This window comes from Blautia sp. An249 (assembly GCF_002159835.1).
GTDB lineage: Bacteria > Bacillota > Clostridia > Lachnospirales > Lachnospiraceae > Blautia_A > Blautia_A avistercoris.
Genome location: NZ_NFJL01000010.1, coordinates 74,682 through 98,665, shown reverse-complemented (window position 1 = coordinate 98,665; position 23,984 = coordinate 74,682). Strand labels below are relative to the sequence as shown.

Genomic DNA, 23,984 nt, shown 5'->3' with positions numbered 1-23,984 from the left:
TTACTCCTCCTTGCTTAAAATTACATTTTTCATGATTGCGTGTTCTTTTGCCCTGTATTTCAAAACTCCATATTTGCCCGCTACATATAATTGCCCCGATTTCAGGTAATCTGCCTGACGATCCACCTGAACTTCGGATATATTCATTGGCGAGTTATCTAACAGGATTATTCTTTCATCCACGGCAATTCTTTGAGCGACTGCCGCAATCATTTTGATGTTTTTTGATTTATCCGGGCATAAAAGATGGACCGCTATTCTGCAGTCCATCCATGCAACGGTATTCATATTGTTTCCATTTACCTTGTTCAACGTGATCAGCCGGCAGTAAAACACCGGCGTCTTCGATGTATCCGTCACCTCATTCAGCCGATCGATTCCAACGACCGTGGAATCAGGATACAGTTCTTTGATATATTGGTTCAGGGCGATAATAGGATCCGGATCTGTCGTCTCCTGCGGAGAATACTCCACCATGTCTATGGATATCTCCTGACCTATCACATTTCCTTCAAGCAAGAACGGGTCCGTTCTCGCCCACGCAAAGCTGTACGGCCCACCGTCATCCGGACAGAGCAGGATGTCTCTAAAGCACTCCTTAATAGCCGCCTCGATCTCTAATATGACCAAGGAGGTGCCTTCCGTATAAGCGACGATATTCAGAGTGCCTACGCTGGATCTTTCCTCATTTGCCTGCATATCGCACGTAAAATTGATGCGAGGGTACTGGCTTTTCCCTTCCCATCCCTCCTGCTTGTCGTCAGGGGCTTCCGTGTTAAATATAGCCGGCTTCCCTGCATAAGTCGCACATAGCGACCTTAGCTTTTCCGAATCCAACAATCGCCTATAAATCAGACTTATCAGGTTCATCCTCTGCTCCTTCCTCCGGATACCGCTCGATAGTCTGCATATCCTTGCTGTAACGAATTTCCCAATCTCCATTTGCCACTTCATCGGCATAAATGAAGAAATGGTTTGTGACATTCCCGATCTGCGGCGGGTATTGCACAGTTACCTTGTCCTTCACAACAGAAACCACGAACCCTTGCTCCCCAACGCTCCAGCTTTTATGCTTGGCGTAGATCAAGGTACCTCGCTGTATTTCATCTGTATCAAATACATTGGTCGGATTCCTAATAATCAGCATATAAACCTCCTAAAAATCAGAAAAAATCGAATCAACTTCCGGCTCTACATCATCCAATATAGGATCCACGAACGGCCTTGCCGCCATCTTACTTGTTCCATCTTCCAAGTATCCGGCGTAAGGAGCTTTAGAGTCGGCATACGCTGTTATTGAAATGCTGGAATTTGAATTTCCGCCGTTCATTCGGACGCCAGTCTTCCACGCTCTCCGTAAAAAGCCTGTTCTGACCCCGGGAGGATTTCCCGGGGATGATGGGCTCGGATTCGTAAGGACTTCAATAGCGCTGTTCCTCATGGCATTTGATACACGAAATGCCTTTGACATCGTCTTTTGATTCACTTCCCTGACCGCCTCACGGACGGCCCGGCGGATTGCTTCTGATGCTCCTCCCGGCGTCATCTCAAATCATTCCTTTCTTCTGCATAATAAATTGTCGCCACGCCCAATGATCCGGCATCATCTATTGCGAGAATGAGGAAATATCTACTTCCCATCGAAAGAACATCTCCTTTTTTTGCTTCCGGTCCGGTCCAGCTTACAATAGTGTGAGTGAGTGAATGCTGATCCTGATCCCACATGTGTTTGGTCTTCTCGCGATCATCAGTACTCGCCTCAGCCAACACACCATTGACAAGAATCCCGGTATCCTTGTATTTCGCAACAGGAAGGCCGATGTCTGATACATCAGCCTCTTTGCTCTTTACAATGAACTCTTTAAAAAGGTTTCCCGGGCGCAGATACATCTGCATATCAACCACCTTCTCTCTCAGTTGACATCATTCCGGTATAGAAGTATGGTTTCCCACATTCATCTCCCTGGGCCGAAATAGCCGCAGCAGAAAGGCAGTTCTGAGATACCGATGCTTTAAGCTTCTCGTATTCTTCCTGCCACAGCTTTGCCCGGTTTCCGAACTGTAACGATAACGGACCAGTCTGTGTATCGACCTCATAGGAAAATCGCCTGAATATAGCCTCCAAACAGGCTAACTTTGCACGTTTCCATGACTTATGCATTTTAAGTATGGCATCATATTCTTCATCGGTAAGGGCGCAGGTCTTCTCCTTGCCCTCTACCATCGTGTCTCCAAGCTCAAAACGCATAAGATCTTTTCCGCGCTCAGATAATTTCCCGGGATCGTAATTGTACATCCCAGCCATTACTCATCACCTTCGCTTTCCTCCTGTCCGTTTGCCTCTCCATCAAAGAGTTTGGATGCCGCCTCTTCTGTCGCTTCCTTAATTGCTTTTCTCGAGTCGCAGGCATTGATCAGGATCAGCGTCTTCTCATCTGAGATTTCCTTGATCGCATCTTTGGCGTATGCCGTCGTCATCTGCATTACCTCTGCAGCTTTGCTTATCTGCTCTTCTGTGAAATGCATAGTCTCGTCCCCATCTTTCTGTTTGATCGGAACTGCAAACTCTACCTGTCCGACACGTTCATCCGAAGAGGGTGATTCAGCATACATTTCTCCGCCTGCAGCAATGGCAATAACGCCAAGTTTCTCCTGCGCTTTTGGGTTGATGACAAATTCAGAAGGAATTTCATCGCCGATGTAAAAGACCTGACCGTTAAACGAGCAGGGTTTTTTTGCTATCAGCCTCATAAGATCCCTCCTTAAACAGCGTCTGCGAAGAACATTCCGAGATCATCAGCGGTTTTCTTCATGTCGCTCGCCATAAGACCTTCCACATATTCTGTATGCGTACCATTTTCACCGAGGTAGTTCAGAATCGGAAGAAGCTGCCCATCTCCGAGCATATCCCATGTGAAGATGTATCCGGCGGAGGGCTCGTCGATAGACGGGCTGTTTGTTGCGTAGCAAAGAAGAATTGCATTCGGATCGCCGATGAATCCCATATCTGCCTCACCGCCCATATCCGCCTTGTTCATGATGGACTGCATAACAACGACTCTTTCCGTGCTGAAAAGCTGTGAAAGCACGTTCAGGGTAACGCTTGCGGGATTTGCGGTAGAGCCGCCATATTTTACCCTTTCAAGGATGCCCGGGTGGTTCTTCAGCGTTGTAAACACGTTCGCTCCAAGACCAATGCGGTTTGGTCTGCGGCCGGTTACCTCCTGCATCTCCGTCGCTTTTTCATCGAAAAACTTAACCGGATCCGAGTTGTCATTGCTGAATTTGATGAACTGCTTGCCGGATACGCTCGTTGAATCGATACCGGTGTATTCATTTGTCCAAACACCCTTCTTGAAGAAGCTGCCGGCAAACTTAACGTCCTGATGGATGTTTGCCTGTTCAGCAATCGTCTTGGTCCTCTGCACTCTCGGATCTCTTGTTGCCGGTCCCTGACGACGCTGGAGATCTGTCTGCCGGATCTGGTCGATTCCCATGATCATCTGATCCACGCCGCAGTTGTATGTATCTGTGTGCTCAGATACAACCGCCGGGTTGACCTTGCCATATGCCGGTTTTCTCTGCCAGCTGTCTCTCAGGAGATCCTCCTTATCGAAAATGTAGAAATTATCAGATGACAGATCCACCGGGCAAATCGGAAACAGGGATTTTGCAAAATAATTTGCAGAATTCTGATAGTATGACAGTGCCATGTTGGTCAGTGCCGTATGCGGTCTGAATGCTCCCTTTGCAATTTCTGCCGCAATTCCCTTTGTTGTAGTTCTCATGTGTTATTCCTCCTCTTTCTTCTTAACCTTCTCCGCCTGCAGCTGCGGCGGCTTTCTGATACCTTGCGATCTGAACACGGCAGTATTCATTCGCTTTAACGCTTGACAGGGCAACGCCCAGAACATAATCTCCGTCCGTCGCTACTGCGGCAAGTCCATTTGCCCCAGCTGCGATCTCCTGCCCCTTCGTGATTGCGGCTCCAGCGAGAACAAATCCGATATCCTTCACAAGAATATCCACATCGTCTCCAACGGACACCTTGCCGGACTCTGCTCCTGTAATATCGTTGCACCCTGCCTCAATAAGGGCGACGCCGATCGGGATGTCTTTTCCAGATGTAGCAAGAACCACATCGCCGTTTTCATCGTATTTTAGGATCTTGTTCCTGCAGTCGGTAATTGCTGCGCCGGCTTTTTCAACGATCGTTGCGGAGTTATTGATCTGTGTTCCATTGAAATTCTTTCCCATGAGTGTTTCCTCCTTCCTTAAAATCCTGCTTCTTCGTCATAAGAAGCCAGTAACTCGGGGTTGCTTTCCCATGCTTTTGCAAGGGCATCTGCATAATTCAGATCAGGATCTTTTTCCATGTACGCCTTGGCGATAGACTCTACCTGCGCCTCGGATTTCCCTTTCGCAACGGATGCGTGACTTCCTCTTCCTGATTTTCCGATCTCAGAAAAGATTCCAGAGCTGTCAGCCATCGCAATCATGGAGTCAAGCGTAGAGATCATATCATCGTACGCTGTTCCACCGGCAGCTTTCAGGCTTTTCAGAACAGACGCCAGCTCCTCCGGTTTCTTTCCGATGACCTCATACTTCTTGGCCACCTCCATAAACTCTCTGTTCTCCGCAGCCTCGCGATACTTTCTAAGAGATTCAATCTCTGCTTTAACCGCCGGATGCAGGCCTTTGTAGATATCTTCCTCCGGATCAGCCTGTCCGGAAATGGATTTCTTTGTTGTCTGTTTTCCGCAGCCTTTGTCAAGATCTTCCTCTTCTTCCTCGCCCTCTTTGTTCTCTCCGGGCTTCACATTGGATTTTGCAACAGGGTCTTCCTCCTCATTGATACCGTACTTCTTCAGGATATCTTCGTAAGCAGCCCTGTCTTCCGGGGACATTTTGGATTTGTCGATTGTTGCCATTTCTTCATTTTCTCCTTTCTCGCTGTTCAGTGCTTTTTCAATGTTTTCATCCAGGTGATCCCTGAACTTCTTTAATGACTCGATATCGTTAATACCGATGTCTTTCTTGATCCCGCTGATCTTTCCTGCGGACCAACTGCTGATCGATTCGCCGATAATTTCGTCAAATTCTGATACACTTTTCTCCATCATGGATTGTGCCGTGGCTCCATCGAGATCCTCATCATACAGGATTGATTGAAGCGAAGACTGCAGCGCATAGCAGATGCTCCACATTTCATCGGCCACTTTCTGACGCTTTACCTCTGTCATTTTTTCGCCGAATGTCTGCGAGTTCCCTTTCTGCACATCTTCCAAGGCATCAAGATAATCGTCGGTAATGCCAACCGCCTTTCCTATCGCACGCATGAATTTCTTCATCGTGGACTCACGGACAGGAATATCTGCTTCAGGATCTGCATCTTTTTTCTTTGCGATCTTGATATCTGCCCGCTGGTTAGCTCCCTCGTCTACGAAATCAACTTTTCGGATGTGCAAGTTTTTAAGTTTTGTTGCCAATTTTTTTACCTCCTTCCATCGTTTTTTTATAAAACAAAAAGCGGGGTTGCCCGCTTTCTGAATTACCATTATTCATCTCTCCCGGCTACGGCTATGCATGTCAGAGCAATGCCCGCCAACGCTCCGAGAAAGAATATTCCAACGTCAATCAGAATCTCCATCTTCCTCAACCTCCACTCTTTCGGCCTCTCCTTCGATTGAAAACATGGTGTATGTCCCATCTTTTACCTTTTCCCAGACCTCTTCGTCTGTAACAAGGAAGCCGATCCACCAACCGACAGGAATTGTTCCGACGGGTATTCCCATCGCCTCCATTTTTTCTTCCGTGAACACCACACTCTCTATCAATACAGCGCAATCTCCACGTTCATGCATCTCTCCGCCCTCTCGATATATACGAACAAAGGCGTATGCTGCATTTTCAAGATCTTCCGGATCAATCATATCTTCCTGCCAGTCCACAAGCTGTTCTCCAGCCTCATCTATGGCGATTGACGCCCACCCGAACGCCAGATGCTTATCATTGTCCGATTTCTGTATTTTAAATCGACCTTTCAACACTTCATGGTCTGTTTTCTTGGATTTATCCACATTATCCTTAGTTTTCTCCGATGGTTTGTGGATTCCAAGCAGCTTATACATGCTTTCCATGTCATTCCTCCACTTCTACATACTTAACAACGCAGCGGCATCTCGGATGCGCCGGAGGGATAAGGACCCTTCCACATTTCCCAACATCGAAATATTCGTCCATTTCTTTGCTGACGCCCTCTACTGCTTCGCAATGTTTGCACACATTATCCTGCCGGGCTGTCACCCATACTTTTTTAACATGCCCTATGTATCCTCTTTCCTGTGCTTGCTTGATCCCCTGATGGGCGCCGGCGTTATACGCCTCCGCAAGCTCTGTTTGTGCTATTGTTTCGGCTCGATATCGATGTTGCTTTTCGGCATACTTTAACGCCTTGTCTCTCGCCCTCCTGACGATGGTTTCCTCCTTCATCCGTGGATGGTCTTTTCGCAACTGCTCCTTAATGTGGTTGTAATATCTCAAGTTCGCCTGCGCCTGTCTCTCGGTAAGCCCAATACACGGACGAATAACCCTTGCCAATTCATTTGGCGAAAGATCTTCCCGTACCGCCTTCATGGTAAGCCGCTGTATTGCCTTTTTCTGCTCTTGCACGGCATTTGTCACGAATTCGCTTCCACGATCCTTGATCCAGTTTCTTATCCCTTCATCAGTAGCATCGAACTCAAATTCTTTGCCTCTGATCTCATCCATGATCGCATTGCTGAGTTGGCCGGCCACAATCGCTTCTAACCACATGGGCTCAAGGGTTTCAGAAACAAATGAAGAGTAATCTTTGGACCAGTTTTCAAGATCCTCTTTGGATATATCTTCATCCTCAATCAATTTCCGTATTTCCTTGTATGTAATTGCCGCCGCCTGATCAGCCCAAAACCTTGTGAGGATAGATACCGGGACCGCCGCCGTATCCGTAATATATCGATTCAGCATATTGAGCAGGCGAAGATTTTCTTTGCTTCTTTTCTTTGCCTTTCCCAATGGTTGGGGTTTTTTGAAGATATACATACGCTATCTCTCCCTTCCGAGCCTCCTCTTTGCAGCTTTGGCGTTCTTTTCGTCCTGATCGTCGTCTATCTCTTCCGGATCTTCCAGATCATCCTCCGGCGGCTGATTTTGATTTTGCTGCGCTGTCCTTGCAGGATCCTCTCTTCGGTTGTCCGTAGTTCTTTCCGGAAGATGTCCGATCTCGCGAACATAATCTTCCAAACCGTCATCCGGCACGATGATTCCGATGCCAGTCATATCCTTGATAAACTGTCCTGCTGATTTTATATCAACGTCTTCGATCTCTCCGTGAGTCATCTTAGGATAATCTGTGATCCCATTGAAATGATCTCCGTTGATATCGATAAGGGCCGGTATGCTCTGGTTATTGAACGTCTCACAAATGACATCCAGGAACGAAGAGATCGCAACAGAAAAAAGCTCCGTCTTATCGGAGCTGAGCGCAAAACTTCCAACCTTATTGTGCCCAAGCATGAGAAAGTCTGCCAAAACCGTCATGGCTATCTTCGTATCATACCTGTTGATAATTGCATTTGTGTCAAACTGTCTGGCCCCGCCGGTACTGACAAGCTCAAATTCAAATCCATGCGGCAATACAAGCCCTTCGTATTCATCACGGCGGACCGATTTTACCATTCTGGTAAGAGCTGCGTTTATCTTGATCATTTCCGGATCAGTGTCGTCCCAGATATCGGTTCCTTCAGGAGTATGAAATACCGGGAGTCCTGCCAGATCCCGTTCAATACCTATCGCCTCGATCTCCTGAATGCGGCGCTTAAAGTACCACGGTCGGTATGCATTTCTCAGTATACTGCGCCCCTCCGGATTGTCTTTAGCGCTCTCCGTGCGAAAAAGCATAGCTTTTTTCATCGGGATTGTAATAAAGCCATAATCCGGCGGCGGCATCTGTGTCATGCCAATCAGGTTGTCATGCCTGTCATATTCCCATTTGTAAAGCGTGTCCTGGCTGCGGATCGGGAGTTTCTGCCAGCCTATCAACCCATCGGAGTATTTGCTTTTCGTCCGTGGGCTCCGTGTTTTCCCCATGCGCCGTTTATATACGATCTCATGCAGGCTCCAGCCATAAACCAAAAACGATAGGATTTCCGAAATTGTATCGGTCCATGTGCTCTGCATATCATCCATGCAGGATTCAACAAACTCAGCAGCCTCACGATCCTTCGCCGAGTCTCCGCCGGGTTCAATGTTCCATACCGTGTGGCGGATCAACATCTTTATGGCGAAAAGAATGGCGCCGATCGTATCGTCATTGTTTGCCATTTCCCGGTAAACCTCGACTCCACGTATTCCCTGCAGATCCCGAAGAAATTCTTCGTAAAATACGCCATTCCATCGTTTCTGACCTATCCGGCCGATCTCTGCCATAGCCATCTCCTCCTTTCTTTCATCGTTTTCTTGTTTTTTCTACCCTTCTCTGCGCCCGCAGTTCTGGTTTCGTAGTTTTCTTGTCGAGCCACTCGACCAATCCTCGGCAACTCGGCTCCTGCTTTTCAAGCATATCGGCCGTATTCCTCAAAGCCACAACGACCAATGCGGTATCCGCAACGGGATGCCCATTCAAAGCCTTTATGATCTTGTTCTGGTAAAAATTCAGCCCTTCCACCACAACTTCTGTCGCCTCTGGAAGCTTCTTTTCCTCGATCAGCCGAGTCCCTTTCGTGACATATGCCTCTTTCTTTTTCATTATGCCCACAGATATCTACCTCCTATTTGTTTCTCCAGTAACTGCTCTTACCAAGACCAGCAGAGCTTTCTTGATTCGGAGCGCTTCCGGTGTACTTCTTGATTTTTCCAAGATATACAGATAATGCCAACGCATCCGCACGGTCCGGAGAGTCGAGCCCTCGCTTTTTCATTTCTTTCTTGCTTTCAACCTCCAGCTTCCCGTTACTCGCAAGGAAATACTTTCTGGAAGAAAGTTGTGCGAATGTCTCTTGATCCTCCTCGATCTCAACCTCTTTATTCTCCATGAGGTCCTTCAATGTCGCCCACATATGCGTTGTCAGGTTATTGTAATGCTCTGCGGCATCTTTCCCTGCTTTAGTATCCGTCTCGATCTTTTCAGCTGCGTTAATGGGAACAACGTACAGCCTGTTCAGCTTTTGCTCCCTTTTGACCTCCCGTAAGCGGTCTGTCACCCCGCCGCCAAGACCAGTGTCATCTATGTTCACATAGATTCTGCCTCGATAATCCGGGAATTCTTTGATCGCTTTCTTGTACTGGCGAACAATATCGCCGACTGTTCTCATGAGATCCTGCCCCCTTCGGGTTGCAACTATCTGCAGCTTCCCCCTCGAGTTCCGGTATATTACCGTCTCATCATCTCCGAACCTCGCAACATCGACTCCGAATATGATGTACGGTAACTGACCGTCCTCCGGCAGCTCAAACAGGCGGCTTCCACACTGTTCGATCGTAGACAGGGCTATAAACACATCATCTTCCTGATTTGGAAATTCGCCACGGACACGAACCCGCACCACGTTGGAATCCCACCCATACTTTCTGACCAACGAATCAATGTTCTCTTTATTGGTCCGCTTGCTGTCTGCCGATGACACGGTATGACACTTATATAGTGCCCGATCTCGTGTATGGCTGTCATAGAATGTCCCCGTTGTCTTTGTCGGGTTCCCGCACATGAGAAGCTTATTGTTCTCTCCTGACAAGGTACCAAGAACAGCCTCCATGATCGGATCGGCTACGCCGGACGCCTCATCAACAATGAACAGCATATTGTCCTCGTGAAATCCCTGCATGTTTTCTGGCTTTGTAGCGGTCCTCGCTACACCAAACCAACGCTTTTCATTGCCGACCATATAAACATATGTCTTCGTCCATTTTAGAAGCCTGGAGAGCAAAGGAGAGTGGCTCATCCATTTTGAAATTTCAGACCACAGAACATCATGTAGCTGCTGCTTTGTCGGCGCAGTTGCTACTATACGTGGATAAGGAAAACAGGTGATAAACCACAGGAACACGGCAGCCTCGAAAGCAGTCTTTCCTACGCCCTGTCCGGACTTGATGCTGACTTTCGGGCTATGCGCCAGATCTTCGGCAGCTTCCTTTTGCCACTCATCCGGTTCAAACACCAGAACCTCCCGGAAGAACATCACGGGATCATCTCGCCAAAGCGGTATGCTTTCATCTAGGAAATCTGATAGCCAATCCATATTATTGTCCATCTTTCTCCCTCCTTGCCTTTATGACGCTCTCCGCCCAAGTTCGCACAAGTTCGTTGCCTTTTGACTCTCCTGCGATCTTCTCCTTCTCAAATCGGAGTTTGGCAAGCGCATCTACAGCCTTTGTTTTTTGGCTTTGAACAGAGGTAAGCTCTTTTTCAAGGCGAGCGACCAGATCCGCCGTGGATGCTGTCATCGTCTGGAGGCTGTAATGCTCTCCCGGCAGGCGATCTCCTTTCTCCACCTTTTCCCGGACACGGTTCTCATAAAGCTCTCTTTCCGCATCGTCTTTGAATGTCCTCTTTTCCTCAAACTTCGTGACTCCGGCCACATAGACGCCGCCCTTTGCTTCACGGTACTTGTTGATCGCCTTCATGATCCGTCGCTCTCTCACCGTAAACAGCATGATCTGATTTATCAGGATTTCTTCCTCATCCTGCGGCATCGTCTCGATGAGTTCTTTTTCATCTTCGTCAAGCGTATCCCAGTAAACAGCAGAATACCCTCCATGCTTTAGCGCATTTTGCGTTCCCTTCGGCGCTCCATGCCCCTTTGCATTCTGTTTGCCCTTGCAATTCTGGTTCCCGGGCTGTCCGCCTCGTTTACGAACGCTCGCTTTTTCTGAAGCATTTTTCTTTTGCGAACGCTCGCCTTGTTTTTTTTTACCGTTTTCATCCCACTTTTGGGTCGATTTCCATCTTCGGACGGTTCCCTCTGGCTTGCCGAGTTTCTTTGCGATATCAACAAGAGCCATGCCAGATTTATACAACTTCTCCGCCTCTATGCTGTCAGGGCTTCTTGCTCTCGGCACCGCCATCACCTCCTATATCGTATTTTTTTCGGATATAGAACAACCGGCAGGCACTTCCTCTCGCGCCGCCGGTCAGTGTTCTACATATGCTATAACAGAATAACATCAAATTTTAGTAACATATTCTGCTTTTGAAAATCCTGTGACTCCCTTGGTCATCATGTCAAGAAAATCCTCCTTCGAGAAGTCCGATAACCGGAAAACTTCCTCCGGTTTCATACCGAGCTGTTTTCCGATCTCTTCTACGCTTTTCCCTTCGCCCATCAGCTCTTTTACAATAGCTTTCATGGGTTCCAAAAGATGGGTACCCCTTGCCCTGTTGTGTGTTACAGTTCCATATATGTCTTCTGATCGCTCCGAATGTTTGACAACAACGATCGGCACTTTCCCGTCAAGCATAGACATCAGCGGATCTTCTCCCGCCACGGTCCACCTGTGGAAACCGTCGATAATCGTGTAATCCGGCCGGACCACAATAGGGAGCGTCCAGCCATTTGTCAAAATCGACTGCGTTAAGAGCTTCAAATTCTCTTTCGATACTTTGTTCGGGTTGTAATCATTTGGTTTAAGCCATTCCCGCGGTACCCATTGCAGCGTACTCAGCGGTGCGGCCAATTTATTGTCCATGTCTGCTTTCCTCCGTTTTCTTCGCTTCTGCAATATATTTCCCATAAATCCGGTGATAAAGAGCCCGGAAGGTCCTCATTTTGGGATCCCCGGATATAAGACCTTCGTAAATATGTTTGAAATCCTCTGGAGTCGCAATCGCCGACACTTGCAGGAAGAAATTCCTGTACCGTTCCGCAATTTGCCTCTTATGCGGCGTATCGAAATATACATCCATGTTTCCAAACATCCGCACGAGTTCGGTTTTATAATCCTTTTCCGGTGCATCTCCTTCCATTTCACGACGTTTTCTGCTGCTACGTCCAAACATCTCGCTGTCCCAATAAAGCGCCGCAAGATATGCATTTGGCTCTCTCCGGATTATCCGTTCCATAAGGTCCGGATAATATTCATTCATCTTTACCAGCGATCTCGCCGTGTCTACGGAAAAGAACTGCGAAACCCTAAGCTGCGGCTTTGAACTTCCGGATTGCCACAAAAACAGATATATCTCCGGGATATCGACTTTTTCTTGCTTCAGATAAAGCCAGACATCATTATTTGTCCAGTCGTATATCGGGAAGATCTGCTTTTTGTTGGTCATGGTCTTTCCGGCCTTTGTCATTGCGGCGATATTCTGCAAACGCTGCAGCGACTCTGCCGTCCGGATCCCTACCATCGTAATCCCTGACACGCAGGTTCTTGGGAGGAAATCTTGGTATGCGTCAATCCTCGGCCGCAACAATTTATGATTCCGGATCGCAAAGCTCGGCGGGCGCCTTACCCATACATCTTGCTTTGTAGAATCCCAGCAGATAAATGTTTCGTCATTCGACAAGGCGTTGAAACAGTTGAAATGTTTCACCTCTACGCAGAACCATTCGAACTTTGCCCCCATCATCATGAACTTTCTTCTCCACGCTTTTGTGGTCTCCTCCATGCATGGGAAAATCGCTTCTTCGTCTATGAATTGGACGGTAAGCTGCTTCATGTCTATTTCTCCCCGATTTGCAAGGTTCATAAGAAGCTGCGCTACGCACAAGCTGTCCTTTCCGCCGCTGAACGAAAAGAATACCGGGAGTCCATTCCGGAACACATTCTTGATCCGGATCTCTGCGGCCTTCACCACGTTGATGCTGGCTTCCTTTCTTTTTACAGCCATATGCGCTCACCACACTTCGGACAAATTACAAACCTCCCAGTCTCCGCCGGTTCCTGCCCGACGCCCGCATCGCTCCCGCTTTGACGCTCTGGTGCCTGCAATGGAAGATCTGTTTCCTGATCCGCTCCATTATCTGTGGCTTCTGCCTGTTCCCTCTTTTCGTTCGCCTCTTTTATCTTGCGGACTTCTTCTTCGTCAAGGGTTCCGTACTCCGAAATCTTTTCCGTGATTTCATCCGCATCGGCGACCATTTGCCTTAAAATATCCTCGTCGAATCCCGGGATATCCAGATCTCCTTCCAATTCTTCCAGGAACTCATTTAACGTATCAAGGTTTTCGATACCAAGGGAGAAGATCTTATTGTCGGCGATCATCAGCTTTTTCTTCTGCGCTTCTGTAAGATCTTCGTACTTATAGACCAACGCCTCTTCTCTGTTCATTCGCAGAAGCGTCTCATATAATCCATTCCCCGCCAGAATGATATTGTTCTCATCTACGACGATCGGTCTGATCTGTCCAAACATGCGAACACTGCGTTCAAATTCCGCCAGTTGCTTTTCCGTGTGGATTCTGATGTTACGCTCCGGCCGGACCAGATCTTTCAGTTTCATGGTTAATTGCTTCATACTTTTCCTCCAAATGCTGTATTTGAAGGAGCATTATGGCTATCTGCAAATAGCTTTATAGCGAATTAAGGAATTTTGCGGCGCCGTCAATCCACTTCGCCGCATCACAAACAATGCTTTGATCAATTTCATATACTTCTCGCCATCCATTTTCCTCTGATCCGGTCCATTGTCTGGCCGGCCACGGGTGGGTCCCGCATAAATAGCCATTCTTCCACCGATATATCGGCGGCATGCTGACTTTATGATAATGGATAAAGGCAAGTATTTCTTCGTGGCTCCACGAAGCCAAAGGGCTGTATCTGGTAACGCCGTTCCCGTTACTGTATATATTGGAGCCTTTTCCGCAGTAATTCCCGTCTGCGCGCCGGCGCCCAAGAAGTATCACGTCCAGGTTATTCTCTTTGTAATACTTCGCCTGCGCCCTATGCTGCACAATGGAGAACCATTTCGCTGCGGTTGCGCTGTCCTGCGGAAAAAGCATAGAAGGGTGTTTGGATAGCCATTCCAAATCCTGTCCTGTGTTTATTATCTCCAGTTCTTTTGGTTTGTGCTTATCCACCCATTTCATAAATGCCGGGTATTCCAAGTTGCAGATCCCCATCATGCAATCCACAATTCCCGCTCTGCGGCATATTTTTCCGAGCACAAGGCTGTCTTTCCCGGCGGACCATGCGTATGCTGCTTTTTTCCCGCCGGTCGTATGCCGGATCTCATCAATGGTCGAGCGGACCTTTTCATCCAGTTCCTCTCTTGAAACCAACTCTTCAATACGTTTCACGGCTTTCAGCCAGTCCTCATTCCGTATTGACTGTTTTTTACCGAGCACTCTTTCCATGCCGCACCTCCGCTTTTGTAACTATCACCCCCACAATTCCACTTAACAGCACTGTTGTAAGGCTGCCGAGGGTTTTATATGGTCCACTGTTCAAAACCGTCCCGTAGGCAAAAATAGGAAGCCCTACGGCCAAAGCAGAGACGACTCCATACTGTATTCCTCTCGGAGTAAACCTCACTCCCTTCAGCGTCATAACAGTCGGCAACAGCGTCGATGCCCTCAGTGTCCCGTAAAAGAGAAACAGGTGCGTGACCGTCATCCCCGGTATATTGGCAATCAGGATCCCCGCCAAAAGCAGGACGACCATGGCCGTCTTCGTCTTTTTGAGTTCCTTCCCTCCGCACATGTCCGTTACAAGAGATGAAGCAGCGCATAAATTGCTGTCTACCGTTGATAAAAGCCCCGATATGATCATGAACAGGAACGGAAGCACCACCCACGCAGGGAACATCTCACGAATCAGTTCAAAATTGATAACTCCAAGATCTTTCGCCTGATATCCAATCCCAGCTCCGGCAAACCCGAGGATCCCCATTGAAAAAGGAACCATCCCAAACAATATCGCCCCAACCAAAAAGGCATGGCCGATCCGATTGCTCTTCACTGCGAACGCTCTCTGCCAGAACGATTGATCTCCAAATGGCCCGGAAAGCAATCCGATTGTCGTTGGCAATCCGAAAGCAAGAAACACCTCTATCCCGTCTTTCGACCAAAATGACGTGTAATTCCCGGATATTCCATGTATTCCTTCCAGTATTCCAGAAGTTCCGCCGGACTTTATCGTCATGATCAAGAATGCTGCGCTTGCCGCCAGCATAAAGATCATCTGTATTGCATCTGTCAACATGGACGCTTTTATCCCCGAAAACAAAGAATACGATAAAGCGATGACCGCCAACAGAACAGTGACAAGCTCAAATGATATTCCGGTCGCAGTGCTCAACACCTGGCTGCCGGCCAGAAGCTGAACCCCGGTCGATAATACCGAAAGCCCCATAAGCTGAAAGAGATACACCCGCTTAACGCCTTCAGAATGATACTTATCCCTCATATATCCGGATAGTGTGATGCCCTCCGGCATTTCCTTCCGTATCCGCTTTGCGAATGGTATGAAAATGATCAGACATAACACATTTGGCACCAAGAACCAAAAAAGACCGACAAACCCATTTGTATACGCTTTCTCTGTCGATACAAATAGTGCCGGCGCCCAGATCCATGTAGCTGCTATGCTCAAAGCAGACATTATCCAATTTTCCTTTCGATTCCCAACGCAGAACCGCTCTACATTCTTTTCTTTTTTAGTAAATATCAGCGTGGCAGTGATCATGATCGCTGCGTAAACCGCCAGAATTACTAACCCTTTCATTCCAAATTCTCCTTTTATGTATTAAAGGAGCATCCTGTATCTTTCTTTTTCTCTTCCTCCTCCCCAGACTATACTGAAAGAGCCACCGGACACCCGGTGGCTCTTGGCTTATGATAAGATTTTACTCCCTTATCATACTCATTTTCCGTTATTAAGTCAAGTTTAAGTTAACGATTTCCGTTAATATCCCTCAAGCCTTTAAAATCAATAAAAACGGAGTCCGTTAATTCCAAAAAACAAAGCAGAAAGTCTTTCCTCCGCTGTCTTGATATCATCGTATATGGTTACCTTGCTGACGCCGAATTTCTTTGCCAATTCCGCCGCAGAAGATCCCTCTTTAGTGATATACATTGATTTTATAACCTTATACTGGCGTTTTTCCTTCTCTCCGCATTTTCCGCAATACATCCGGAAGACATCAAGCATTCGGTCAACATGAGATATGATAATCCCCGTCCTCTCTGCAGACTCCTTGATCGAATTCACAATCACCCCGTCACTTGCCCTCATGCTCATAAGATCTTCTATGACTTCTTCTGTAGATTTTTCAGAATGCTCTTTCTGATAAATTGCTTTGGAGCAGCTTTCTCTCAACATTCTGTAATTCCTGAGAAGCAGTCTCGTATTATGCAGTCTGCGATCCTTCAGCTCTTTCTGCTCTTTTTGATGTGCCTTTTCAAGTGTTTCAGCCGCGACAGATGCACCCGCAAGAGCTGCCTTGGCGATCATTTGCTCTACTTCTTCTTTTGTGAGAGCAACGAATTCAACGTGATCTTTCATATCCATGTTTTTTACCTCCGACTATCGATATATTGCCTTCAGGATCCCTTCTTTATATGCCTGCTTTTCTTCCTCCGGCATATCAGATCCCCTTAATGCGTCATCTAACGCTTGGGCGGTGCCGCACTCCGGGCAGATCAATGTTTCGTTATCAGTTCTCGACAGCGCCGGCACCCCCTCATACTCCCGATTACAGATCGGACACACTTGACGCCCCTCTGGTATCACTTCCCCACATATCACACAATGCTCCTCCACAGAATCACTCCTCCTCTTTAACAAGCATAAATCCAAGGTGCAGACATCCCTCAATGGCAAGCGTGCGCTCTCTTCCCTGAATATGGCACATAGTAAATACGCAAACCCTTTCTCCGTTTTCCTCTTTTATATTTAAAACAATTCCCTTTTCGACAGTTTTCTCGGTGCCATCGTCATAGTGTATCGTAATTTTATCTACTTCCCGCTCTTTGTTCATGCGTTCTCTCCTTTCTGTATGGGCATCTGTGCCATACGCAGCACACCATGTACATGTTTTGTATATACTTCTCGTTTGTGCATTCTCCCTTCTCCCCATGGTATTCGCATTTACCGCAATAATCTTTGCAGGTAGGGAACAAAATAATTTCACTCATTCTGCTCACCTCTTGGAATAGCATCAGGGAAATCAAATATGGTCATTTGCCCTGGAAGATCTGCTTCGTTTCCCACCCCGCCGGAATCAGCCGTGGAAATACCGCTGATCTGCGACCAGCACTCCGGTCCATATCCTCTTCGCATGCTCTCCGGATCCGTCAGTTTCTTTCCGCATTTCTGACATACTGTATACATCTTTGCCCCTTTCACTAATACCGTTTCTTTGCTTCGCTCAGGCTTGCCATTCTCCTTGCCTGAAGATCTTCATAGAACTCTGCATTAGCATTGGTCACTTTATAGCATATCTTCTCGCCGAAGAATATGATGTATGTATCGGTGCCAAGTTCATGGAGCACCGTTGTGTATTCTTTTGTCATCGAGCAGCCACCTATCGCAGGACTTCCATCTTCAGTAACATCAAACCCGGTGCATGTACTTCCCCAGATTTGAGGGAACATTACGGCATCTATTTCCGCATATGCATACTTATTATTCCTTTTCTTCTCTTCGAAGAGCTTCAAAAACTCCTCATCTTGAGATAATGCTACTCTTGCTTTGTACTCAAGAAGTTCCAAATTCGGATATCTTGCATTCACAATACCACGCTCCTATCTGTATTCTTTTCCTGTTTGCTTGTCCTTCAGGACAATCCGGCCAACAACCTCAAAGCCTGCCAGCTCCGCAGTCTGTTTCATAATCGGAATAAGGTTGCTGATCACTGCTGTTCTCTCCATCTCCCGCCGATTCTCTTCTTTTCGGATATTTCTCCATGCCGATCCGGCTGTAGGATCCGGATATCCTTCCCCGTTTTTTCCCATGTTGTCTGGCATTTTTTCCTTCCTCCCCTCTTAATATCTGTTCTCCCTGGCTCCGAATCAACTGCACTGCATTATTTATCTTGCACTTCATTTCTAGTCCTCCGACTCTATTTGTCCACTTTCTTCTAACCAGTCTTCTATGCATTTCAGGCATGTATAGCAGCTTACCGGTGCTCCGTCCATAAATCCGCTTTCGTATAATGCTTGATCGCCTTTCTTTATTGTATTCTGACACGCTGAACACTTATGGTCTTTTCTGCATTTCACTATTTTTTCTTTATGATTTTCTACACTGTCGTCCATGTCCCCATCATAAAACCCGCTATTTAAATACATTTCCTCTGGATATTTCATGTCATTTACACCCGCCCTTCTCGATAATTTCAACTGCTCTATTCCCCGCATCATTGTCGATAATGCATCCTTCCTCTTTCAGCGCTTCAATCACTTTTTCCTTGTCAAACGCCGTCGGCTGATCCGATACCATTTTCGCAAAATGCGCATGTTCTGTGTCGTGGTTTCTCATAGCACAGCGATCTTTATGAGGATTATTGTTTCTCGACTTCTCTATTGCATTTATCAGTTCATCCGCATCAATCAATCTCATCATTGCCCCTCCTTATCCCTGTTCTTTGCTTATCGCGCGTCTCATTTCCCGCCCAAAATCTTCGCATGCCTGAATATATCCATCTCGATATGACTGCGCTTTTCTGATATATTCGTCGCAGCTTTCCGTAGCTTTATGTTCAAGTGTGTCTGTGATCTCATGGACTTTGTCTACCCATTCTCCTACTGTAAGCATCATAACTCCTCCCACTTCAATCGCTGTCCACAATGATAGCAAAACTCTGCTATTCCAGTTCCAATAAAGTGTTTTCCGCAATTCGGACAAATATAATCGTCCGTATACCTCACTTCAGAATCCGAGACTTTTGTTGGCTCTTTCGCCGTATCTCGCTCCTTCAGTTCCATGACCTCATCTGGTTCAAGTCCTGTATCCTCGTACTCCCCCAGTCTTGTCAAGCACTCCTGAAGAATGCATGTGCGGCACACTCCTCCTTCGTCTTCGCATATTTCTGTGCATTCTTTGCAATCGTCCGCCCCTCCTTCTCTGTCGAATGTACATGCTTTCCGAGGGACCATCATTCCGCCATATATTACCGTTAACCTCTCCATCTCCGCTCTCCTAATCAATATTTACGTCTGCATTATCAATAATATTTGATATCCGCTTCATTTCGCCTGCTGCTAAAGTACCCACGCATGTTGCGAATATTCTCAGAGATGTATTTATGCCTGATTTTTCTTCCAAATCATCAACAGTGCCTTCCGATATTTTATTATTCAGGCAACAATTTTGAATTTTAACAGCATTGTCGTACAACTGTTTTAAATGGTTTATTTTTTCTTTTGCTTCTTTTACTTTCATCTCCGCTCTCCTTTCATTCGATCCATTACATAATCGTCTGATATATCATTTTCTTCGAATTCCATAACACCGCGACTGGATTCCCGCATTCTATGCATTTTACATCGAACATATCTTCATCCATATTTGTCATGTACTTAAATTTTTGACCACATTGACAATTCACATAGAGCGGTTTTAAATCATGTAATGGTGTTATGTGCCCACACCCGCACCGGTATTCTCTTATCCCTTTCGTGCAAAATCCTTTAACCTTACCGCACTTTGGGCATTTCATATAAATAAATCCTTTATATTCCTCTTCCGGTTTCTCTGCCTTTTTTTCTTGCTTTGGCGCTATATGTGATTCCGGATTGTTATCCTCAGTATCTGGTTGCAATAACATGGCGACAATCTTATTAAAAATCCTTTCCCCCTTCTCCTTCGACATTTCCACAACTACATCTTTTCCATCCGTTGAAACACTAATTTTCATTGCTCTTCTCCTTTTCTTTCTTTTTCTTTCCTTTTCCATACTTAACGGCCATTGCCATTGCATCTTCGCCTATATCTCCTGCGTTTTCTTCTCTCTGTCTCTTCGTCAGGCATCTCTCTTTCGCCGCATCATAGTCATATTCGATCTGTTCCGAAAGCCGATCTGCCATTTTAAGGAATTTATCTCGGTAATATGCTGACCATTGAATATCGTCCGCTCTTATTTCGTCAACAATTTGGACGTAATCCCTTAACATACAGATGATCAGCACTATGTCGAGATAGGAGCAGCTTACAGCATAATCGCACATGAGCTTTAGATTTATCGCTTTCTCTATCATCACCTGCTTTTGCTCTTCCTTCGACATTTCTTCCTCGACCTCATGGAGAAACTGGAAAAGAAACCACAACCTTTGTTCTTTGCCTTCCATGCCATCATCCTCGCGCCTAATCTTTCGTCGGTCGGTATAGATCCTTTCTATCTTCTCCGCACCATATCCGTTCCCCTTCTGGAGTTTCAAGCGTCACGATCCCGTCTTTAAACCGGTAGCCCTCAACAACTCTCCCTCTTTTCCATTCTCCGTCGATAAACATCTCTGCTTCCTGTCCAACAACATGCGGAAAGATTTCCTCGTTTTCGCGGAGCTTTTGGTCTATGAGCGGTATCAAGACGCGAGGAACGCAAATCATATGCATCCTTGTCGGAGCTTCCACTATTTTTTTAAGCATATGTATGTAGATTTCTTCCGGAGCGGCCTGTTCAATCCACTCCTCTTTACCTTCTGTTACTCTTTGGACTATTTCCAGACCATTGCACTCCTCAGCAATTTCGTGGATTAACGCACGCATTTCCTCCGTAATCTCCCAACCGCCCTGCGGCGTGGGACGCAGATCATATTCCAAAAGCTTTATTACCAGATCATCTATTTTTCTCATTTTGTTGCTCCTTTCAACCTTACCGGAAGAACCAGCGCTTTCATATCTGAATCCTCCGCCTGAACAATCATCGGCGTAGAAGGCGACGAAAAATTCAATGTAATATTTTCGCAAGTAAATGCCTTTATCGTTTCCAACACCAACCTGGAATCAAATCCAATGCGGATCGGCTTTTCGATCGGGCTCTTGAGCATTATCTTTTCACGATAATTTGTTACTTTGTCTTGCAGAATCACATTGATCTCCTCTCCTTCAATATCGAACTCGGCAGGAACGCTTTCATCCGTACACATCTTCGCCCTGGTCATGGCCCCTATAAGCTCCTCCCTGTTCACAATAGCGTAATTCTCCATATTTACGAACATCTTCTGATACGGAACAAATTTACCGTCACGGATCCGGGTACGAATCAAATATGCATCGGTCTTGAAAATCGCACTGTTTGCATCGTGCGAAAGTGTTATATCATCATCCATCCCCATTGAAGTAAGTTTCTTTGCGGCTGTTTTTGGAACGATCAGCTTAAGTCCGGAAACACCGGATACAGAATTAACCTGATCCCAACACATAACATGTCCGTCTGTGGCCGCAAGGTTCAGATTGTCATTTTCTCCTTCGAGATATATTCCTTCAAGCTCCGGCCGCCCCGGCGACTTGTCGGCAGCTGCATAAAGCGCATGCGATACTGCCTCCATCAAAAGCGCTCCCGGAAGGACAATCCCCTCCTCTTTGCCGGTTTCTGTTTTATCGTACATAAAGCTTTCCGCCGGGAATGACTGGTAACTGTTTTTAATCTTCTCCATCTGGATGGTCACCACATCTTTATCATCACAGGTGATCTCCACATCACCCTCCGGAAGATTTTTTATCAGGTCAAACGCTTTCATTGGAATGATGAATGATTCGTCCTCTGTGCCCTCTAATTTGACCTGTATCGTCATTTCTCCATTTGCAGCTATTGCATAACCTTCTTTGATCAAAACGCCTCCCAGGGCGGGAATCTGTGGATTTTTCTGCACAACACTCTTTACTTTGTCAATAGCTCTGACCAGTTCATACTTTTTTAACTTCATGATCTGTCTCCTTCCCGAAGTTCTATCCCGTCTAAAAATCGTAGAACTCCATTTGAATACTTGATTTTATATGCTTCGAGATCCTCCCTGTTCATGTACTTGTGCCCGTAGATCTTTTTCATGTCACGGAACACCACCCATGGAACACGGTAAAAATCATCCAGGCCTATTGAAACTACCAGAAAGCACATCGCTCCAAGTTTCATGTATCTCTCAAAGCAGCTCTCCTGTTCTTCTGTAACTACGTCTCTCATGATCTTCTCTTTATCCGTATGCTTTGCGTCGAACAGCACCATAGTTGCATCCATCAGGATCCCTTTGAAGTCCGGCTGTGCCTGTTTCGCAAAGCAACAGATAAATTGTCCTCTTTTCCGGTCATACGGTTTCAGCACTCTCATCGGCTCCGGGGTTTTCTCTATGACGGAAATCCCCTTTTCCTCATAAAATTGGCAAGCTGCGCTGATCATGCCCTCAAAATATTCTCCTGATACTCTGGACCGGCTCCCGACCAATGCCCTACTGTATGTATCCATTCTCTTTTGCCACCTTCAGTAATTTATTGATCGTAACAGCTCCTATCCCCGGGATTTTGGATGTCTGCAGTTCTGCAAGGAAATCATTTGTACTTTTCCCGCTGCGGACCGACTTCTTGCCGATGTTAAAGCCCTCGCTTCTGGCTTTCTCAACCCGATCCTCCACATAGTGTACGAGCTGTTCATCCGTCATCTTCCGCATCTTTACTGCCTTTTCGTGGATACGAACTTCATCTTCTGTTCTTCTGCAGTTCCGTTTACTCTTCCCCATGTCTGCTCCTTTCTATTCGTCCTCCAGCCCTTCGAGCGGAGGAACTTTTACTCCATGTTCTTTGCACCACTTTACGAAACACGGTTTGCACATATATGCAAAGGCGTTTGTCTTTCCACCTCTTTTGGTTCGTGCCGTAATGGATACCATCCTGTTTTTCTCCTGCTGTTTGTGGCATTCCGCACATTCTCCCATCAGCTTTGCAAGGATTTTCTCGCTCTTTTTCCTTACAAGGAGCTGATCAGGGAACTCCCGCTTCATGGAATCTTCTCCAACAATATCGATAAGGCTGTCTTTCATAAATACCGGTGTCTTTTCCTTCTCTGCCGCTTCAACGATCTTCCGGATCCACTCCAGGTTCGGAATGACCTTCCCTTTTCTCCGCCCCGTCTCTGCGCCGATGATTACCCAATCCACCTGACGGAACAAAATGTTATGCTTCTCAGGAAGAACGTCTTCCAGAATCGGTTCTATGCTCACAAATGTGTTGCGCCGCGCCGGCAGGAAGTTAAACCTATGCATTTCCTCTTCCCGTGTGATCGATGTTCCGTAAAACATATTCGCCCCGCCGGGAAGCATATCCAAATCCGCATACCTCTCTGTGTTTTTCGTGAGGAACAGATAGTTATGCTGTGGATGCTCCGCACAGCACCGGAACACATCGTTGATCCAGGCATCCGGCACCCAGTCTCCGAACAGATCCGCCATGGCTCCAACGAAAATGTTCTGGCCCATCTTCAATTTATCCAGAGTGCCGAAGCGATATCTGTGCATCGTCGGTTCAAACCCAAAAGGATATATGATCTGTTTTCCGTTTTCCCCTATGAAAGGCTCGTCCAATACATAACCGCCTTCATCTTTCCGGTATTTGTCGGTTCTCCTTATGTTCAGCTTTACATTCCCGGAAAATCTAAGGCTCATCGTTCTGGCGTAGCAATACTCGCATCCGTGCCGACACCCAGTCACGATATTCAGCGTGTGATCACACCACTCAATTTTTGACCGGTTCATACTCTCTCGCCTCCTCCATGCGAGGCAGCTTGTCAAGCAGATTGCACGCTTCCTCGATCGCCTGTTTGCGATAATCCGTATAGCTGTAGTCATCTTTCACCCTTATCAGGATTTCAACAATTTCTCCAATCTTCATCTATTCCGCCTCCCAATATTCCACTGTGTATTCAAACTGCGGTTTTGCCTTATCTTCTGTTCCGCGAACGATACGTCTCCCAATCTTTACGGCATATCCGGCTTTGGCCAATATTGATACCAACTGGAGCCGATCCTCTTCATTCCACTGTACCGATCCTTTTCGCAAGCTCCTGATTATGTTTGTTCCCAT

39 protein-coding genes are annotated in these 23,984 nt (G+C 46.6%); all 39 read right to left on the bottom strand.

From position 1 onward, the window contains the following. Window positions 1-870: a hypothetical protein gene (locus B5F53_RS10865; protein ID WP_087223270.1), complete on the bottom strand. Its 870-nt coding sequence runs from the start codon at window positions 868-870 to the stop codon at window positions 1-3. Then, window positions 845-1,147 (bottom strand): DUF5026 domain-containing protein, encoded by a 303-nt coding sequence (locus B5F53_RS10860; protein WP_087223268.1) that lies wholly within the window; start codon window positions 1,145-1,147, stop codon window positions 845-847. The genes B5F53_RS10865 and B5F53_RS10860 overlap by 26 nt, the downstream gene beginning before the upstream one ends. Before the next feature lie 9 nt (window positions 1,148-1,156). Further along, window positions 1,157-1,546, bottom strand: coding sequence for an HK97-gp10 family putative phage morphogenesis protein (locus tag B5F53_RS10855; RefSeq protein WP_087223266.1), 390 nt, complete (start codon window positions 1,544-1,546; stop codon window positions 1,157-1,159). Next, on the bottom strand, window positions 1,543-1,896 hold the full coding sequence (locus B5F53_RS10850; protein ID WP_087223264.1) for a hypothetical protein: 354 nt from the start codon (window positions 1,894-1,896) through the stop codon (window positions 1,543-1,545). Before B5F53_RS10850 ends, B5F53_RS10855 begins: the two co-directional genes overlap by 4 nt. A gap of 1 nt (window position 1,897) precedes the next feature. Beyond that, the gene (locus B5F53_RS10845; protein WP_087223262.1) at window positions 1,898-2,305 is read right to left on the bottom strand and encodes a hypothetical protein; all 408 of its coding nucleotides are present in this window, start codon (window positions 2,303-2,305) and stop codon (window positions 1,898-1,900) included. After that, entirely contained in the window at window positions 2,305-2,751 is a 447-nt protein-coding gene (locus B5F53_RS10840) for a hypothetical protein (RefSeq protein ID WP_087223260.1), read from the bottom strand. The genes B5F53_RS10845 and B5F53_RS10840 overlap by 1 nt, the downstream gene beginning before the upstream one ends. 11 nt (window positions 2,752-2,762) lie before the next feature. Beyond that, a complete protein-coding gene (locus B5F53_RS10835; protein WP_087223258.1) occupies window positions 2,763-3,788 on the bottom strand; it encodes a hypothetical protein in 1,026 nt (341 codons plus the stop codon). A gap of 22 nt (window positions 3,789-3,810) precedes the next feature. Beyond that, entirely contained in the window at window positions 3,811-4,257 is a 447-nt protein-coding gene (locus tag B5F53_RS10830) for a hypothetical protein (RefSeq protein ID WP_087223255.1), read from the bottom strand. A 17-nt stretch (window positions 4,258-4,274) separates the two neighbouring features. Continuing rightward, window positions 4,275-5,489, bottom strand: a complete 1,215-nt coding sequence (locus tag B5F53_RS10825; RefSeq protein ID WP_087223344.1) for a hypothetical protein — start codon at window positions 5,487-5,489, stop codon at window positions 4,275-4,277. A gap of 144 nt (window positions 5,490-5,633) precedes the next feature. Next, window positions 5,634-6,140: an XkdF-like putative serine protease domain-containing protein gene (locus B5F53_RS10820; RefSeq protein ID WP_242970298.1), complete on the bottom strand. Its 507-nt coding sequence runs from the start codon at window positions 6,138-6,140 to the stop codon at window positions 5,634-5,636. A gap of 1 nt (window position 6,141) precedes the next feature. Continuing rightward, the gene (locus B5F53_RS10815; protein WP_087223252.1) at window positions 6,142-7,083 is read right to left on the bottom strand and encodes a phage minor head protein; all 942 of its coding nucleotides are present in this window, start codon (window positions 7,081-7,083) and stop codon (window positions 6,142-6,144) included. Window positions 7,084-7,086: 3 nt separating this feature from the next. Beyond that, window positions 7,087-8,469: a phage portal protein family protein gene (locus B5F53_RS10810; protein WP_330396188.1), complete on the bottom strand. Its 1,383-nt coding sequence runs from the start codon at window positions 8,467-8,469 to the stop codon at window positions 7,087-7,089. 19 nt (window positions 8,470-8,488) lie between these two features. Next, window positions 8,489-8,797 (bottom strand): hypothetical protein, encoded by a 309-nt coding sequence (locus tag B5F53_RS10805; protein ID WP_087223247.1) that lies wholly within the window; start codon window positions 8,795-8,797, stop codon window positions 8,489-8,491. A 13-nt stretch (window positions 8,798-8,810) separates the two neighbouring features. Then, window positions 8,811-10,289 carry a DEAD/DEAH box helicase family protein gene (locus tag B5F53_RS10800; protein ID WP_087223245.1) on the bottom strand — a complete coding sequence of 493 codons (1,479 nt, stop codon included), beginning with the start codon at window positions 10,287-10,289 and terminating at the stop codon, window positions 8,811-8,813. After that, window positions 10,279-11,097, bottom strand: a complete 819-nt coding sequence (terS, locus tag B5F53_RS10795; protein WP_162610581.1) for a phage terminase small subunit — start codon at window positions 11,095-11,097, stop codon at window positions 10,279-10,281. Before terS ends, B5F53_RS10800 begins: the two co-directional genes overlap by 11 nt. 105 nt (window positions 11,098-11,202) lie before the next feature. Then, window positions 11,203-11,724 carry an IbrB-like domain-containing protein gene (locus B5F53_RS10790; protein ID WP_087223240.1) on the bottom strand — a complete coding sequence of 174 codons (522 nt, stop codon included), beginning with the start codon at window positions 11,722-11,724 and terminating at the stop codon, window positions 11,203-11,205. Next, window positions 11,714-12,694, bottom strand: a complete 981-nt coding sequence (locus tag B5F53_RS10785) for a phosphoadenosine phosphosulfate reductase domain-containing protein (protein ID WP_330396187.1) — start codon at window positions 12,692-12,694, stop codon at window positions 11,714-11,716. Before B5F53_RS10785 ends, B5F53_RS10790 begins: the two co-directional genes overlap by 11 nt. A gap of 161 nt (window positions 12,695-12,855) precedes the next feature. Then, window positions 12,856-13,491 carry a ParB/Srx family N-terminal domain-containing protein gene (locus B5F53_RS10780; RefSeq protein WP_087223236.1) on the bottom strand — a complete coding sequence of 212 codons (636 nt, stop codon included), beginning with the start codon at window positions 13,489-13,491 and terminating at the stop codon, window positions 12,856-12,858. Window positions 13,492-13,546: 55 nt separating this feature from the next. Next, window positions 13,547-14,329, bottom strand: a complete 783-nt coding sequence (locus tag B5F53_RS10775) for a phosphoadenosine phosphosulfate reductase domain-containing protein (RefSeq protein WP_087223234.1) — start codon at window positions 14,327-14,329, stop codon at window positions 13,547-13,549. After that, window positions 14,310-15,698, bottom strand: a complete 1,389-nt coding sequence (locus tag B5F53_RS10770) for a sodium:solute symporter family protein (RefSeq protein WP_087223232.1) — start codon at window positions 15,696-15,698, stop codon at window positions 14,310-14,312. Before B5F53_RS10770 ends, B5F53_RS10775 begins: the two co-directional genes overlap by 20 nt. 204 nt (window positions 15,699-15,902) lie before the next feature. Then, window positions 15,903-16,484: an HTH domain-containing protein gene (locus B5F53_RS10765; RefSeq protein ID WP_087223230.1), complete on the bottom strand. Its 582-nt coding sequence runs from the start codon at window positions 16,482-16,484 to the stop codon at window positions 15,903-15,905. 15 nt (window positions 16,485-16,499) lie between these two features. Further along, window positions 16,500-16,736, bottom strand: a complete 237-nt coding sequence (locus B5F53_RS10760; RefSeq protein ID WP_204246929.1) for a hypothetical protein — start codon at window positions 16,734-16,736, stop codon at window positions 16,500-16,502. 4 nt (window positions 16,737-16,740) lie between these two features. Next, entirely contained in the window at window positions 16,741-16,953 is a 213-nt protein-coding gene (locus B5F53_RS10755) for a hypothetical protein (protein ID WP_087223228.1), read from the bottom strand. Between the two features lie 149 nt (window positions 16,954-17,102). After that, window positions 17,103-17,306: a DUF6011 domain-containing protein gene (locus B5F53_RS10745; RefSeq protein WP_140398238.1), complete on the bottom strand. Its 204-nt coding sequence runs from the start codon at window positions 17,304-17,306 to the stop codon at window positions 17,103-17,105. A gap of 14 nt (window positions 17,307-17,320) precedes the next feature. Next, a complete protein-coding gene (locus B5F53_RS10740) occupies window positions 17,321-17,707 on the bottom strand; it encodes a hypothetical protein (RefSeq protein ID WP_087223220.1) in 387 nt (128 codons plus the stop codon). Between the two features lie 12 nt (window positions 17,708-17,719). Next, window positions 17,720-17,941, bottom strand: a complete 222-nt coding sequence (locus tag B5F53_RS10735; RefSeq protein WP_087223219.1) for a hypothetical protein — start codon at window positions 17,939-17,941, stop codon at window positions 17,720-17,722. Between the two features lie 343 nt (window positions 17,942-18,284). Continuing rightward, on the bottom strand, window positions 18,285-18,539 hold the full coding sequence (locus B5F53_RS10725; protein ID WP_140398237.1) for a hypothetical protein: 255 nt from the start codon (window positions 18,537-18,539) through the stop codon (window positions 18,285-18,287). Between the two features lie 9 nt (window positions 18,540-18,548). Further along, window positions 18,549-18,734, bottom strand: a complete 186-nt coding sequence (locus B5F53_RS10720; protein WP_140398236.1) for a hypothetical protein — start codon at window positions 18,732-18,734, stop codon at window positions 18,549-18,551. After that, window positions 18,731-19,105, bottom strand: a complete 375-nt coding sequence (locus tag B5F53_RS10715) for a hypothetical protein (RefSeq protein WP_087223211.1) — start codon at window positions 19,103-19,105, stop codon at window positions 18,731-18,733. The genes B5F53_RS10720 and B5F53_RS10715 overlap by 4 nt, the downstream gene beginning before the upstream one ends. Before the next feature lie 10 nt (window positions 19,106-19,115). Beyond that, window positions 19,116-19,358, bottom strand: a complete 243-nt coding sequence (locus B5F53_RS10710) for a hypothetical protein (protein ID WP_087223209.1) — start codon at window positions 19,356-19,358, stop codon at window positions 19,116-19,118. A 25-nt stretch (window positions 19,359-19,383) separates the two neighbouring features. Further along, window positions 19,384-19,833: a hypothetical protein gene (locus B5F53_RS10705; protein WP_087223207.1), complete on the bottom strand. Its 450-nt coding sequence runs from the start codon at window positions 19,831-19,833 to the stop codon at window positions 19,384-19,386. Then, window positions 19,823-20,263 (bottom strand): hypothetical protein, encoded by a 441-nt coding sequence (locus B5F53_RS10700; protein ID WP_087223204.1) that lies wholly within the window; start codon window positions 20,261-20,263, stop codon window positions 19,823-19,825. Before B5F53_RS10700 ends, B5F53_RS10705 begins: the two co-directional genes overlap by 11 nt. A gap of 16 nt (window positions 20,264-20,279) precedes the next feature. Next, a complete protein-coding gene (locus B5F53_RS10695; protein WP_087223201.1) occupies window positions 20,280-20,768 on the bottom strand; it encodes a hypothetical protein in 489 nt (162 codons plus the stop codon). After that, a complete protein-coding gene (gene dnaN / locus B5F53_RS10690; protein WP_087223199.1) occupies window positions 20,765-21,841 on the bottom strand; it encodes a DNA polymerase III subunit beta in 1,077 nt (358 codons plus the stop codon). Before dnaN ends, B5F53_RS10695 begins: the two co-directional genes overlap by 4 nt. Continuing rightward, entirely contained in the window at window positions 21,838-22,374 is a 537-nt protein-coding gene (locus B5F53_RS10685) for a Holliday junction resolvase RecU (RefSeq protein WP_087223197.1), read from the bottom strand. Before B5F53_RS10685 ends, dnaN begins: the two co-directional genes overlap by 4 nt. Then, complete coding sequence (locus tag B5F53_RS10680; RefSeq protein ID WP_087223195.1) at window positions 22,358-22,645, bottom strand: hypothetical protein; 288 nt, start codon at window positions 22,643-22,645, stop codon at window positions 22,358-22,360. Before B5F53_RS10680 ends, B5F53_RS10685 begins: the two co-directional genes overlap by 17 nt. A gap of 12 nt (window positions 22,646-22,657) precedes the next feature. After that, window positions 22,658-23,656 (bottom strand): DUF5131 family protein, encoded by a 999-nt coding sequence (locus B5F53_RS10675; protein WP_087223193.1) that lies wholly within the window; start codon window positions 23,654-23,656, stop codon window positions 22,658-22,660. Next, the gene (locus B5F53_RS19860; RefSeq protein ID WP_162610580.1) at window positions 23,637-23,792 is read right to left on the bottom strand and encodes a hypothetical protein; all 156 of its coding nucleotides are present in this window, start codon (window positions 23,790-23,792) and stop codon (window positions 23,637-23,639) included. Before B5F53_RS19860 ends, B5F53_RS10675 begins: the two co-directional genes overlap by 20 nt. After that, complete coding sequence (locus tag B5F53_RS10670; protein WP_087223191.1) at window positions 23,793-23,984, bottom strand: hypothetical protein; 192 nt, start codon at window positions 23,982-23,984, stop codon at window positions 23,793-23,795.